This is a genomic window from Emticicia sp. CRIBPO, assembly GCF_009905725.1.
In the GTDB taxonomy this organism is placed as follows: domain Bacteria; phylum Bacteroidota; class Bacteroidia; order Cytophagales; family Spirosomataceae; genus Leadbetterella.
In genome coordinates this window covers 152,114-166,172 of the sequence record NZ_JAAAKV010000003.1, presented here as the reverse complement: position 1 = coordinate 166,172, position 14,059 = coordinate 152,114, and the positions used below count along the sequence as shown (strand labels likewise).

Below are 14,059 nucleotides of genomic sequence, written 5' to 3'. Positions count from 1 at the left end.
TGGCACGGGGTTACAATTTTAAACGGAAAATATTTTTGGTTTTCCGCTGGCTTTCGTACTCGATTATACCGTGATGTAAATCAACAATCTTGCTGATCAGCACCAGCCCCAGCCCGAAGCCTCTTTTCCCCTGGCTGTTTTCGCCTCTGAAAAAATGCTGGAACATGTATTGTTTCTCATTTTCTTCGATCACTTTGCCTTTGTTAATGAATTCGATCAGCAGTTTATCCTTTTCTTTATGGATTTTGATCTCGGCACTTTTGTTCTGACTATAATTAATGCAATTGGTCACGAGGTTGACCATCGCGAGTCTCAAAAGCCTGTTATTACCGCTGATGGTCAGGTCTTCTTCTGATTCTATCGTGTCGTCGATATCGATCTGAAAATTAAAGTCTTCATTGATAATTTTGATTTCTTCCACCACATCAAAAATCAGTTCATCTATTCTTACCTGTTCCACATCGACCTTATTGCCGGTCTCCACTTTGGATATTTCCAATAAGGCATTGATGATATCACTCAGGTTTTTAGTATCTTCCTTTTGATTTTTTAGCCATTCTTTTAACCTGGACGGGTCATGCTCCTGCTCCATTTTCTCAAAATTAGTCACCAAAATGGCTATCGGAGTCTTCAGTTCATGAGAAATATGGTGGATGGCGTGCTTCTGAAAGGAAAAAGAATCATTGAGCCTTTTCATCAGTTCATTAAACCTGGTCGCCAGAAGCTGTATCTCATCCCTGCTGTTAGGAATCGTAATATAACTATTCTGAGAATCAAGGTCAATGCCTTTGAGTTCAGCCGCAATGTTGATAATCGGTCTGGATATCTGCCTGGAAAGGAAAAAAGAAGAAAGCAGGATCACTGAAGTGACCACTATAAAAATAAAAATGAGCACATATTTGAGATAATCCAGTTTCGAAAAACCGAGAATATCATACGCTTTGGCGATTCCGTAATACTTTTGTCCACGCAGTTCAAACAAAATCCCCACCACATCATATCCGTCTTCTGTAAATTCAATAGACGGCTTATTGCTGCTCAATTGCTCCAGAACACTGTTCGGAAATTTGATTTTCGTATCATCAATACTTGAGTAAATCATTTTCCTGTTCGAGTCAAAAATCAGGATCTTCTCTTTATAAAGACTGTTGATCGTAAATTCATCCAGCGACTGCAATATATCCCGGTCTATCTGCTTCACTTCCAGCAAAAACTTCAAAGTGGTGATGGTCTTGTCCCTGATGACCTGCTGAAATTCTTCGGACCGGTAATTGGAGAACAGGTTGTAGATCAGAAGAAAGGTAAACCCGAATCCTGTGATGGAAAGGATGGAGAAATTGACGAGTATTTTTTGCCGGATGCTCATGGGTTGTTAATAATCGTTCTGCTGGCTTAATTGTATATTTGAAAGAATCCGCACTATTCCAGGTCCAGAAAATATCCGTATCCGATCTTGGTTTTGATGAGATTGCTGCCGAAGGGTTTATCAATTTTCTTTCTCAGGAAATTGATATACACCTCTATCGTATTGGTATTGGCATCAAACGAGCCACCCCAGATTTCCCTGATCAGCTCTTTTTTACTGACCATAGCCCCTTTGGCCAGGGCCAGTTTTAGTAATATCTGGTATTCACGAGGTGTCAGTATGATCTCGAGATCACTCCTTTTGACCGTTTTGGATTTTTGATTGATCACAATATCCAGCACCTCCACCGATTCTTTCAATTCCTGCGAAACAGCCCCCTGGCTCCTGTTGATCAGCGATTTCACCCTCATCAGCAGCTCTTTCATGTAGAAAGGTTTGGTCAGGTAATCATCAGCTCCGCTGTCGTATCCCTGTACTTTGTCTTCCAGTTCATCAAAAGCCGTCAGCATGATCACCGGGGTAGAGGTATTGATCTGTCTGAAACTTTTAGCGATCTCATATCCGTTTTTAAGGGGTAAATTGACATCCAGGATCACACAATCGAAGCTCTCTTTCCTGAGGAATTTCTCTGCAATATTACCATCGTAAGCGACTTCAACCGTAAACCCTTCCATCAGGAAAGCATCTTTGATGTTCTGGTTCATGGTAGCGTCATCTTCTACAAGAAGTATTTTCATAAGCTTTGTTCCGGCGGGATATTTTTGCAAATAAAAGGTTTATGCTTCAAAGTAGAGCATTTATCTGAAGCAATTTTGTCAAATAACAGAATTCAATCACAATTTCCAGTTCGTGATTTTTTAAGAAAAAAAGTACATAATGTTTCAAAATTTAGAAACTATATATATCTTTGAGCAAAAAGATCAGTGCACTATTTTCACACAAGATTTCTAGAAGAAGCGGAAAGGTTTATTGAGAAACTTGAAGCTAAAGCAGTAAAAAAAATATTGTAATATTGATATTGCCGAACAAACAAACGATCCCAGACTTTTCAAAAAGTTACAAAATGATATCTGGGAATTCAGGATAAATCATGCCGGAATGCAAATCAGGTTTCTTGCATTTTGGGACAAATCAAATAATAAAGATACGCTGGTTTTGGCAACTCACGGCTTTATAAAGAAAATGGACAAGGTTCATAAAAATGAAATCGAACGGGCTGAAAGAATCAGGATTATTTACTTCGAAAACAAAAGACAGCTATGAAAGAATTAAAATCGTCATCACTTTCAGAAATGAAGGATAAGTATATTGGCAAAATAGGAACTCCTGAAAGAGATGCATATGAATATGAATTGAATATGGAGCTTTTAGGAAGAATGATTAAAACCGTTCGCCAGGAAAGGAATCTGACTCAGGAACAATTAGGCGAATTAGTAGGTGTGCAAAAGTCTCAGATTTCTAAACTCGAAAGCAGTGCCAACAGTGCTACTATTGACACCATCCTGAAAGTTTTTAAAGCCTTAAAAGCTGAAATTCATTTTAATGTAAGTCTTGAAAATCAGTATTTAAGGCTTGTATAAAAAAGGGTGATTCTCAAATCACCCCTAATGCTTTTCCTACTTTCGTAAAGGCCGCTACGGCTTTCTCCAGATGTACCCTTTCATGTCCCGCAGACACCTGCACCCTGATCCGGGCTTTGTCTTTCGGCACCACAGGATAAAAGAATCCAATGACATAAATGCCTTCGTCCAGCAATTTTGCAGCAAATTCCTGGGCCAGTTTGGCATCATAAAGCATCACAGGCACAATCGGGTGCTCGCCCGGAACGATATCAAAACCTGCGGCAGTCATCGCCTCACGGAAGTAAACGGTATTCGCTTCCAGTTTATCTCTCAAAGCTGTTGAAGAGCTCAATAAATCAAGTACCCTGATAGATGCACCCACGATAGACGGTGCCAGGGTGTTGGAGAACAGATACGGTCTCGAACGCTGACGCAGCATGTCCACAATTTCTTTTCTGGCTGCGGTGAATCCACCCGAGGCTCCGCCCAGGGCTTTTCCGTAAGTACCGGTAATGATGTCGACTCGTCCCATCACATTCCTGAATTCATGGGTTCCTCTTCCGGTTTTCCCGATAAATCCGGATGCGTGACACTCATCAATCATCACCATGGCATCGTACTTATCGGCCAGGTCACAGATCTGGTCGAGTTTAGCGATCGTGCCATCCATAGAAAACACTCCGTCCGTCACAATCAGTTTCCTGCGGCTGCCTGAAGCGGCTTTCAACTGCTCTTCCAGGTCGGCCATGTTGTTGTTTTTATATCTGAAACGTTTGGCTTTGCATAACCTGATGCCGTCAATGATCGAAGCGTGGTTCAGTTCATCAGAAATAATGGCGTCTTCCTCATTGAGCAAGGGCTCAAAAACACCTCCATTGGCATCAAAAGCTGCCGCATACAAGATACAATCTTCTGTTCCCAAAAACTCAGCTGTTTTTCTTTCCAGTTCTTTGTGAATATCCTGTGTTCCGCAGATAAATCTCACAGAAGACATCCCGAAACCGTGTGAACGGATGGTTTCAATACCTGCTTCGATAACTTCCGGATGAGAAGACAAACCAAGATAGTTGTTCGCACAAAAATTAAGCACTTCTTTACCGTTCTGGGTAACAATTTCGGCAGCCTGAGGGGTCGTGATAATCCGCTCAGATTTGTAAAGCCCTGCTTCACGGATATCGCTCAGTTCTTTCTGGAGTTGATCTTTAATATTTCCGTACATAATGTTTTATATTTTATGGTTAAGCATGAGCGTGCAACTGATATTTTTCGTTCAGGTGCTCAATCATGGTTTTGGTCATTTTTGTCAAATCGTACTCAGGGTTCCAGCCCCAGTCCAGACGGGCCATGGCATCATCAATGCTCTTAGGCCATGAATCTGCAATCTTCTGTCTGAAATCCGGCTGATAACTTACACTAAAGTCCGGATAAATTTTCAGAATTTCAGCGGTAATTTCTTCCGGAGAAAAACTTACGCCTGAAAGGTTATAGGAGGTCCTGATGCTGATCTGTTTCTCAGGGGCTTCCATCAGGTTAACCGTTGCTCTCAAAGCATCGTCAATGTAGATCATCGGTAACGTAGAATCCTCTCTCAGGAAGCAGGTAAATGCCTCGTTTAACACCGCTTTGTGATAGATATCTACCGCATAGTCCGTTGTTCCGCCGCCCGGCATCGACTGGTAACTGATGATCCCAGGGTACCTTAAAGACCTGATATCCAAACCATAGCGAATATGATAATAGTTCGACCAGTTCTCTGAAGCAGCCTTGCTCAGGCCATAAGCCGTAGTAGGCATCAGGTACGACCACTGATCAGCCTTTTCACGATTGACATGTTCTCCGAAAACTGCGATAGAGCTTGGGAAAAATATCTTTTTCACATGATGAGCCCTTGAAACCTCCAGGATGTTGAAATAAGTCTGAGTATTGAGGTCCCAGGTAGATAGAGGATCATTTTCGCCTTTGGCAGAGAGGATAGCAGCCAGGTGATAAATCTGGGTTATCTTATATTTCCTGACGATTCCGGCCAGTTTTACGGCGTCTGTTACGTCAAGTTGCTCAAATCTGCACGGACACTGCTCAGGTTCTCTCAAATCAGAGGCAATGACGTGGTTTTCACCATAAATATCACATAAATAATGAACCAGTGCTGAGCCGACCTGCCCGTTAGAGCCAATGATGAGAATGTTATCAATAGCCATTTTGTAAAGAAGTTTGTTGATGAAATAAATTCCCGGTATTCAATGAATACGCTAAAGCATTATTTACTTACAAAAGTAGAATATATAATAAAATAAATCAATATTTAACAAAAAATAAGCAAATATTCTTGTAAAATTAAATTATAACCAATAATATTACTGAAACAAATTATCTAAGATTATCAATAACAGAAAATATTACTGAAAGATGGAAAGTTTGGACGAAACCGATAAAAGCATCCTGAGGATTTTACAGAAAGATGCCAAGAAAACCACAAAGGAAATTGCCTCAGAACTGAACCTCACGGTCTCGCCGGTTTACGAAAGGATCAGAAAACTGGAAACTTCCGGCTTCATCAGCCGCTATGTGGCGATTCTTGATGCCAAAATGCTTGACCGGAAAATTACCACCATCTGCCAGGTGTCCATGCGATATCATAACGAAGCATTCATAGATAATTTTGTACGGGAAATCCAGAATTTTGAAGAGGTGCAGGAATGCTACCACATGGCGGGCCAGGTAGATTTCTTCCTGAAGATCAATGTCAGGAGCCTGGAAGAGTACCATGATTTTGTGCGGTACAAATTATCAAAAATTGACAACATCGGTGTTTTGAACAGCACATTTGTGCTTAAAGAGATCAAACATACTTCTGAGTTGTACTTCGATTAAGTCATTGATTAAGAACAGGTCATACCCTGTTCTTAATCTCTCTGAAATAGGCCATACATTTTTCTTCCGTCTCTTTTCTGAGAACAATGCTCTCCGGAAACAGTTCTTTCCGCAGCTCCAGATAAAGTACAATCATTTTTTCAAGACTGCCGGTAACGGAAGCCTTGTCATAAGAAGCGACGGTTTCTTTCAGTTTTTCAAAATCAGAAGCCTCAAGGCCGGTTTCTACTTTTCTCAATGCCCTTGGCAAACGCCCGTTTTTGATTTGTAAAAGTGATGAAATGACTATTACCCGTAAAAACGAAGTAAAATCGAGGGCCTCGAAAAGCTCTCCCCTACCGATTTTCAGGGTAGCATAATGGATCCAGGTCCAGAAACGGTCTTCGATCCACTGGTAATCCGGATAAGGGTAATGATATGGGGTACTTTCTAGAACGGCCGTCATTTGCCCGTCGCGTTCCCATAACACAACCGGGTTTTCCACCCGTTCGGAAAACTCATCTATGGTCAGAAATTTAATATCAACATGCAGAAGCGGGTCGTCATAAAGGCAGATCAGCAAACGGCGTTCGCCGACGTGTTCCCCCGTAAAGCCATTGAGCAGATTTCCGAGTTGTCCGGCATAATGCAGCATTTTATCAGCATCCGGGGCTATTTTATGGGTGGTGATCAACACCAGGTCAAGATCGGAAAACTCGTCCATGCTTTGATCAATGAATGATCCGCCTGCGGCTAAACCGATAACCTGTTCGTCTGTTTTGATTTTTTCAACAACCTGATTGATAAACTTCTGATGTACCATAATTTTATTTTTTGTTGTGTCCTGACCGGAGGAGAGGACAATAAATTATTACAGGACATTTTTTCAGAGCCCAAAGTTCCTGAGAAAGACGACTTTCAGAAAAATATTAATGACCACAGGCCTCCGCTATTTTTTCAGCGAGACCCAGCATGTTGTTTTCATCCGGTTTGTTACGGTTGGTGAGCAGGATAATACTGAATTCTGAAGTCGGAATCCGGTAGAAGACGTTCCTGAAACTGGTGGTGCTCCCGGTATGATACACCACTTTTTCTCCTTTTTTGGTAGTGGTTAAATGCCAGCCAAAACCATAATCAACGGCTTTTCCTTCATTGGTTTTATTGGGACTAAACGCCAGTTGAATCACTCCGTTGGGCAGTATTTTATCGGTGTAAAGGCTTTGGTCCCACAGGTAAAGGTCGTTGGTACTCGAATAAATACCCCCATCGCCCAACACGGCACTGGTCGAGCTCTGGTCTCTTCGCACCCACTGCTCTTCTTTGTTTTTGCTGTAGCCAAATGCCCTGTGCTTTACTTCAGAAATCCCTTTTTCGTAGGCAATGGTATTCTTCATACCCAGCGGCTTGAAAATATTCGCTTTCAGAAAACCGGCGTATGTCTGTCCTGAATATTTCTCAATAATGAGAGCCAGCAAAGCATAGGCGGTATTGCTGTAACGGTATTGTTCTCCCGGGGCAAAATAGCCTTTATCCAGTTTTCTGACGATACCAAGCACCCCCTGGTCTTTAATCTGGTTCACCATCGCCGAATCCGGCACATAGTCTTCATAATCCTCGATGCCGGAGGTATGGTTCAGGAGGTGTTTAACGGTAATGTTTTTTCCATAGACAGGAAAGCCTTCAAAAATATCGGTCAATGTATGGTCCAGTGTAAATTTTCCCCGCTGAATGAGCAGCAGCACGGCTGTGGCAGTAAACTGTTTGGTGACAGACGCCAGTCTGAAATTGTGTTCGGGTCTTACCTTTACCTGTTTTTCAAGGTCAGCCATCCCGTAGGTTTTCTGATAAATGACCTTGCCTTTTTTAATAATGGCTAATGAAGCCCCCGGTGTGTTATCGCCGGTGTAGGCTTCGAGAATCGCATCAACTTCTTTGAATTGCTGGGCATGGGAACTTGTAACGAAAATCATCATAAACAGGCAAAAGACCAGGTGTTTTTTCATAAGGAATCAGTAAATTCTGCTGAATTTAAACAAATTTCCGTTTCAAGCAGACCCGGAACGGGAATATTCCACAAAAAATCAGAAAGTAGCCCCGATTTGCCATCCCCAACGCTGAAATTTGCCTTGCTCGAAGCTTGTAATAACCTCCACCCTGACAATTTTACCGATGCCGTCAATGCCGTAACCCAATTCTACATAGTTCTTTTTAATGGGAGAATTCAGGTAGTTGACAAACAAATCCTCCTTCAATCCATACATCCTGGCTAAAGTTGACTGGGTAATCAGGAGGCTCTTAAATTCGTTGATTACATGGGCTTTGAGAAAAGCCCCCTTCGTGCTGTATTTATAATAACTGTCGGAACTCAGCTGAATGGGCAGATTGGTATTCAGCTGGCGGTAATACGCAAACACATGATCCGGCCGGCTACCGTCCGTGGTCAGGTTAATGCTGTTAAGGTGTTTCATGTCCATCAGGTAGACTCTTCTGTCGTTGACAAAATCTCCGGCTTCGATGAAATAATTCAGCTTTCCGGCCCAGCGGGTATTGATCTGCTGTGCGGCTGAAAGACTCAGAAAATCGTAATCAACACCATTCATTCCTTTGCGATAGGTGGCCGTAAAAGCAGGCCAGTCGCTTCCCTGGTATATTTTCCGGCCGTTATACAGCCTGTACCTGAGCCCGGGCTGCCATTTAACCACGGTGCTCCAGACGGCGGACTGGTGTCTTGAAAATACACTATCCTCCAATTCAAAATTGACAGGAATATTGGAAGTGAACTTCTTATTTCTGATCCATATCCGGCTGCTGTCCTGAAGGTTGACCAGAGGCGACCTGCCGGCCAGCTCAAGATCGGTCATGAAGCTGAATTTCCTGTCTTTTTCAAACAGATACCCGATATGAAAATAGTCTTTCATATAAATTTTGGAGATGTTCAGCCCGAAAAAAGTGGTCAGGGTATTGAGGTCGTCCCCGATACCGCCTGCCCCGTCGAACTGAGCTTTGTAACTTCCGGCACCCAGCAGCAACCCTTGTCCTTTTTTCATGACTTTACCTTCTGCCCTCCCCTGCCATCTACGCAAGCCGACAGCATACCTCAAATCCGTCGCCACACTGTAAGTCAGGGCAGCAGGTACCTGGTCTGATTTCCTCTTTTGCAAAGTGAGGCCGAGATTAGCCGTCATGCCCTCCACCGTATTGTAGTTGAGCCCGATCAGGGGAATAAATGGCGGTTTATATTTCAAGAACAGCCCTCCACCGGTTTTATCTGCAGATTTCAGTTTAAAATCATGTCCGAAGGCAAACTTCTTCCAGTTTTTTTTCAGCGAGTCTTTCTCCAGGCTATCCTTTTTTTCTATTCTGATCACTTTCAGGCTGTCCGTAAACCGGTAGCCTCTTGCTTCATGGGCAGTCAGCGGAATGGTCCTTGCCTCGTTCCAGAAAGCAGCTGACCGGCTATTGGCCAAAGAATCCACCACCAATGAATCCTGCCTGGTGAGCAGTTTGTTTTCCCTTTCTTTTTTCTCCTCTTTTTCCAGGCTTTTCATCAGTTTGTTCATCTCTTTCACAGAAAATTCTTTCTGAACTTCCAGAATTTCACCCGAGGTTTTTCCTTTAGGGAGCGTTCCGGTGGTAACAGTCCCCTGCGACTTTTCGTCTATTATTTTAACCTCTTTTACGAGCCTGGGATTGACCTCCAGGAGCGTATATTCAGGACTAACCTGCGACTGTGCCTGGAAATCAAACCCGAATATTTTGCCGGAAAGCTCCAGTTTCTGATTAACAGGCATCCAGACGCCTTTTGAAGGGGCATACAGCTGATTGATCTTGTATTTCATCCCGGAAAGTACCGTTTCCACATCGGCACTGTGTATGTTCCACTGGTCTTCAATGATATAAATGACGCCTCTCCAGACGCCTGGTCCGTAATTTTTCGGAATCACACTGATCCGGTTGACGGTCACGCCCCGGTCTTCGAAATAGCCCAGATACTCAAAATTATAATAGGAAAAAGCGGAAGGCGACAGCGGGGAAATAATGTCATCGGACATCACCGGCTCGTAGAAATTGATCAGGTAAAAATCATCAGAAGTAGAAATAACATTGTCAATACTGCTTGATTTCTTCGCGATGACCCTTGTAAACCGTTTATTCGGCTGTTTAAAAGAAAAGACAAGTTTCGACTCCGAAATGACAGGAATACCGATAAGGATGCCCTCTTTGGCCAGTTCTTTCCTGGCAATCGCAGGAATATTGTTAAGCAAAAGAGTGTTTTTTATGTAGGTGTTGGTTTCATAAGCCGTTACCTGCAGGTTATGTATCTTACTTTTGGCAATAGCCTTTCTCATGATGGCGTTGGCCGGGTCTTCATTGCCTTTCTGCACCTTCACCTCCGCCAGGTTAAAACTTTGTTCTTCCATGGTCACGTCCTGCTTCACGTTTTCATCTGCAATCGTCACCGTTTTGGTCAGGGTTTTGTATCCCAGAAACTGGAAAACGAGCTCATACTGACCGGGTGATAAACTTAAAGTGTATACTCCGTCCGCGTTGGCCATGGTGCCGGTAGTTGTCCCTCTGATGATCACGGAAGTGTAAGGCAGGCGTTCGCCTCTTGTATTTTTGACGATTCCGGAAACATTGGCGGCATAAGCACCGGTGAAAAAGACAGAAAAAACAAGGGCAAAGAAATATCTGAACATAAGGAAATATTAAAATTGGGTCAATTTAGAAAATTGTTCAGGTTCTTTCACATAAAAATTAAGATCATAACAGCTTTTCTGATACAATAACCCATTAACGCGGCCTGATGTTGCCCGGGCCCTGAATATTAACCGGCATAAGCCATAAAACGTAAAAATAATTCAGAAAAAACCTGCCGTTCCAAACGTTTTATTTCTTTCCGGAATCACTAAAAACTTGTCAGTCACAAACATTTTCAAACTACAAAATCAGGTCAAACAACCCCGGAAAATAACTTTTTGTCCTTTTCATTCTACCCAAAATAAGGTTTTATTTATCTTTGTATGACACCATCATTCTTTAACAGCATGAAAACTTCAAATCAGGAATTAATCAACCGGTTTTTTGAAGGGTATGTCAAGCGGGACTTTGATCTCATCAGAAAAGTGATGCCGGAAGAAGTCAACTGGAGCTTTCCAGGTAACCATCCTTTCTCAGGAATTAAAAAAGGTGTGGATGAAGTAATTGCTTTTTTTGACGCCATGGGCAGTGTGATGGGCAAGTCCAATCCTACAGTCACCAAGCTGGTCGACGGCTCGGAAGGTGACTACATCATCGAATGTCACCATATTTCTACCAATCGTGAGGACGGCCACAATATCGACCATTATATCTGCGTACTCTGGACTTTCTGTGACGATCTGATTGTTTCTGGCAAGCACTTTTTCAGTGATCCTGATGCTGCCAGTGCGTTTTTCAGTAAAACAGCCGTCGAAGCATGAAAACACTGTACATTGCCGCAGGACTTCTTTAATCTGTTATCTGCTGATTGATTTCCTCCAGTTCTGAGATCATCTTATTGAGCTTGTCGGATTGCTTTTTAGCGGTTTTAGGCTTCAGATAGAGCCAGTTAAAACCCATCCAGCCGATAGTGACGGCGTAGCAGACCGTTGCCCATACCCAGGTCATTCTCATCGCAAACTCATACATATAAAGCAGCACCCCGGCAGAAATCAGGAAGAAATAGATATTCATAAAGATCTTATGCATAAAATCCTGCCCTTTTTTGAAACGGATCATCTGGTCCAGGAAATCGGCATTACTGCTTTGCTCCCGGCTTTTGTAAAGCGGCTGAAGAATCCCCGCTGTAGCAAGCACGAAGGCCAGAATTCCGGTAAGGGTCACAATGATCCCTATCCTGGTAGTGATCATCTTCGGATCAATGTTCATCCAGATGTACACGATAAATACCCCTGTGGCCAGACAAATTAAATTGGCAAGTAAGAGTTTGCTTCTCATTTTGTTTCTGAGACCCACCGCCTTACTGATCAGTACGCCGGGGTCCGGTTTTTCTGGAGCAGGTTGCTGGCTCCAGAGTGACTTAAAATCATCTATATTGCTCATAATGCTTGAATTTTTCGCTTAGTTTTTCTTTGATTCTGTGTAATTTAACCCGGACATTGGCTTCTGAAATACCGACAATTTCTGCAATTTCAGTCTGTTTCATTTCTTCCATTTCGAGGGAAATGATGATTCTTTCCATCTCTTTCAATTCCGAAATACACTGATACAGAAACGCGATCTTTTTGTCGTCTGTTACTTCAGTTTTCTCCTGTAAATGTTCCGGCATTTCCGCTTTCGGCATTCGCTTCTGTTTTTCGATCTGCCTCAGGCACTGGTTGGAAGCAATCCTGAAAATCCAGGTACCGATACCTGATTCATTCCTGAATCCCGGCAAATTCTGCCAGACCTTGATGAATGTCTCCTGCGTGATGTCTTTGGCCCAGTCGTGGTCATTGACATACCCCATACAAATCCTGAAAACCCTCGGCCAGTAAGCCTGATATATCTCTTCGAATGTCATCAGTTGCTTATTTTCTGATAAAGTTAGTCAATCGGTCATCAAACCACTCTTTATCGTCATACATAATAAAGTGAAGCCCCTTGGTGGCATATTCCAGCCTGGCTGTTTTCAGGTTTTTATATTGTCCTTCAATGCCGGGCTTGAAATTCACGAAGTAGGATTCGAGCAAAACCAGCACCGGACAGGTGATTTCCGAAATCCGCTCACGGAGGTCCGTATTGCTGAAGTCGCAAAACATCCCGGCGAAGGTTTTCCGGTCCGATTTCACGGTCCAGCCGATCACCAGGTCGTCCTTATCGCGGCTGCTCATCATCCTGGGTATGCCGGCCTTTTGCATCTGGAGAAACTGCTCGTCGCTCATGGTCGTGATCTGGCTTACAGCCGGTGAACAATCCAAAGCCGGATTGGATTTAAAACCAGGATCCATCATGGCAGCAAGACAGGGAAGAGCATCCACCACCACCACACCGCCGGCCAGGTCAGGGTAATCTGCAGCGACAGCCATGGCCAGTACGCCTCCCATGCTGTGACCTACGATGACAGGCTTACTGATTTTCTGCGACTGTATGTAGGAAGCAATCTGTGTTTTCCAACCTTCAAAAGTCGGGGATTGCTCAGCAGGCACCCCGGCAAAACCCGGCATGGTGAGGCTGATGCAGGTATAATCTTTTTCAAAATTGGCGATAGTAGCGTTCCAGACCTCATCTGAACAGGCAAATCCCGGAATAAAAATCAGGGTCTGGGCTCCCTTGCCGGTAGTTCTTACCTTAAAGTTTTGTGCGAATGCTCCGAAGAGGGATAAAATAACCAGCAGTGCTGTCAATCTGACTTTTTTCATATCATTTTTCGTTTTAATTGCCCGTTAGATACGGGCTTTCGAAAAATGTTACACTTTTTCAGAAATTTCTTTCATGCATCAGAAATTAAAAAGACAACACACTGACTATAAAAATATTACAAAAAAAACCGGGTTTCCCCGGTTTTCTGATGCTTAAAAATATCCTCCTTTTTCTGTAATGTCCTGGATGGATTCGCCGGCATTGACCCAACTGAAAATCTTTTTCTCATTTTCAAGAATTTCCTCCGCTCTGAGCAGCACTTCATAGGCTATCTGTCTCGGCACCACCAAAACCCCATCGATATCCCCTAAAACCACATCCCCGGGTTTTACGGTGGCATCGCCCAATTGGAGTGTGGTCTGGTAATGGGTGATCAGGCAGCGGCCCAGGCTTCCGTTTGACACCCGGTATTTATAAAACAAAGGAAATTCTGCTTCCAGAATCTGGTGTGTATCGCGGATCCCCCCATCAATACAGGCGGCTTTTACTTTTTTACCCTTGGCAGTAGCCGTCATCACCCCACCCCACAAAGTTGCCTTGGTGTCGTTGGTCGTATCCCAGATCACAAAGGAATCTTCGTGCATGGCATCCAGCATTTCGGTGCGGTATTCCATTTCGCCCCTGATCATGGCATTCGGGGCACTTTTAACCGTAAAAGCAAAACCTGCGATCGTCCGGTATTCTCTTAAGGGCACAATGTGGCCCGGCAAAGCCTGGTTCAGGAGGCAAAACTCCCGCATAACGTCATTGACAGCCCCTGTATAAAGCTGCTCAAACCGGTGAAGAAGTTCTTTGTCCGGTATAGGAAAAGTAACATCGGGTATGCTTTCTCTCGTTTCAATCAACCGTTCCAGGTTCATCATCCCTACCTCTTTTTTATACTGATCTACGCTCATAA

Annotated in this window: 15 protein-coding genes; 4 read left to right on the top strand and 11 right to left on the bottom strand. The window is 43.4% G+C overall.

The window, feature by feature from the left end:
• Positions 1–10: 10 nt before the first annotated feature.
• Together GVN16_RS07525 and GVN16_RS07520 are read right to left on the bottom strand one after the other, a co-directional pair.
• A complete protein-coding gene (locus tag GVN16_RS07525; protein WP_166563253.1) occupies positions 11–1,366 on the bottom strand; it encodes a HAMP domain-containing sensor histidine kinase in 1,356 nt (451 codons plus the stop codon).
• A gap of 53 nt (positions 1,367–1,419) precedes the next feature.
• Positions 1,420–2,103: a response regulator transcription factor gene (locus GVN16_RS07520; protein WP_166563252.1), complete on the bottom strand. Its 684-nt coding sequence runs from the start codon at positions 2,101–2,103 to the stop codon at positions 1,420–1,422.
• Positions 2,104–2,377: 274 nt separating this feature from the next.
• On the opposite strand from GVN16_RS07520, the gene GVN16_RS07515 reads away from it, so the two are divergent.
• Both GVN16_RS07515 and GVN16_RS07510 read left to right on the top strand, forming a co-directional pair.
• On the top strand, positions 2,378–2,629 hold the full coding sequence (locus tag GVN16_RS07515) for a type II toxin-antitoxin system RelE/ParE family toxin (RefSeq protein ID WP_310587422.1): 252 nt from the start codon (positions 2,378–2,380) through the stop codon (positions 2,627–2,629).
• Positions 2,626–2,946 (top strand): helix-turn-helix domain-containing protein, encoded by a 321-nt coding sequence (locus GVN16_RS07510; protein ID WP_166563251.1) that lies wholly within the window; start codon positions 2,626–2,628, stop codon positions 2,944–2,946. The genes GVN16_RS07515 and GVN16_RS07510 overlap by 4 nt, the downstream gene beginning before the upstream one ends.
• 13 nt (positions 2,947–2,959) lie before the next feature.
• On the opposite strand, the gene kbl is transcribed toward GVN16_RS07510, so the two are convergent.
• Both kbl and GVN16_RS07500 read right to left on the bottom strand, forming a co-directional pair.
• On the bottom strand, positions 2,960–4,147 hold the full coding sequence (kbl, locus tag GVN16_RS07505) for a glycine C-acetyltransferase (protein ID WP_166563250.1): 1,188 nt from the start codon (positions 4,145–4,147) through the stop codon (positions 2,960–2,962).
• A gap of 19 nt (positions 4,148–4,166) precedes the next feature.
• Entirely contained in the window at positions 4,167–5,126 is a 960-nt protein-coding gene (locus tag GVN16_RS07500; RefSeq protein WP_166563249.1) for an NAD-dependent epimerase/dehydratase family protein, read from the bottom strand.
• Between the two features lie 208 nt (positions 5,127–5,334).
• Between GVN16_RS07500 and GVN16_RS07495 the strand changes: the two genes are divergently transcribed.
• The gene (locus GVN16_RS07495) at positions 5,335–5,799 is read left to right on the top strand and encodes an Lrp/AsnC family transcriptional regulator (RefSeq protein ID WP_166563248.1); all 465 of its coding nucleotides are present in this window, start codon (positions 5,335–5,337) and stop codon (positions 5,797–5,799) included.
• Positions 5,800–5,818: 19 nt separating this feature from the next.
• Here GVN16_RS07495 and GVN16_RS07490 read toward each other — a convergent pair whose 3' ends face one another.
• The 3 genes from GVN16_RS07490 to GVN16_RS07480 all read right to left on the bottom strand — a co-directional run bounded on the left by GVN16_RS07490 (position 5,819) and on the right by GVN16_RS07480 (position 10,478).
• On the bottom strand, positions 5,819–6,601 hold the full coding sequence (locus GVN16_RS07490; protein ID WP_166563247.1) for an aminoglycoside 6-adenylyltransferase: 783 nt from the start codon (positions 6,599–6,601) through the stop codon (positions 5,819–5,821).
• A 106-nt stretch (positions 6,602–6,707) separates the two neighbouring features.
• The gene (locus GVN16_RS07485) at positions 6,708–7,781 is read right to left on the bottom strand and encodes a serine hydrolase (RefSeq protein WP_166563246.1); all 1,074 of its coding nucleotides are present in this window, start codon (positions 7,779–7,781) and stop codon (positions 6,708–6,710) included.
• A 78-nt stretch (positions 7,782–7,859) separates the two neighbouring features.
• Entirely contained in the window at positions 7,860–10,478 is a 2,619-nt protein-coding gene (locus GVN16_RS07480) for a DUF5686 and carboxypeptidase regulatory-like domain-containing protein (RefSeq protein ID WP_166563245.1), read from the bottom strand.
• 348 nt (positions 10,479–10,826) lie between these two features.
• Between GVN16_RS07480 and GVN16_RS07475 the strand changes: the two genes are divergently transcribed.
• Entirely contained in the window at positions 10,827–11,240 is a 414-nt protein-coding gene (locus GVN16_RS07475) for a nuclear transport factor 2 family protein (protein ID WP_166563244.1), read from the top strand.
• Positions 11,241–11,268: 28 nt separating this feature from the next.
• Here GVN16_RS07475 and GVN16_RS07470 read toward each other — a convergent pair whose 3' ends face one another.
• The 4 genes from GVN16_RS07470 to GVN16_RS07455 form a co-directional block, all read right to left on the bottom strand.
• Positions 11,269–11,862 carry a hypothetical protein gene (locus GVN16_RS07470; protein WP_166563243.1) on the bottom strand — a complete coding sequence of 198 codons (594 nt, stop codon included), beginning with the start codon at positions 11,860–11,862 and terminating at the stop codon, positions 11,269–11,271.
• Complete coding sequence (locus tag GVN16_RS07465; protein WP_166563242.1) at positions 11,846–12,322, bottom strand: RNA polymerase sigma factor; 477 nt, start codon at positions 12,320–12,322, stop codon at positions 11,846–11,848. Before GVN16_RS07465 ends, GVN16_RS07470 begins: the two co-directional genes overlap by 17 nt.
• A 7-nt stretch (positions 12,323–12,329) precedes the next feature.
• A complete protein-coding gene (locus tag GVN16_RS07460; protein ID WP_166563241.1) occupies positions 12,330–13,160 on the bottom strand; it encodes an alpha/beta fold hydrolase in 831 nt (276 codons plus the stop codon).
• Positions 13,161–13,313: 153 nt separating this feature from the next.
• On the bottom strand, positions 13,314–14,057 hold the full coding sequence (locus GVN16_RS07455; RefSeq protein ID WP_166563240.1) for an RraA family protein: 744 nt from the start codon (positions 14,055–14,057) through the stop codon (positions 13,314–13,316).
• Positions 14,058–14,059: the final 2 nt, after the last annotated feature.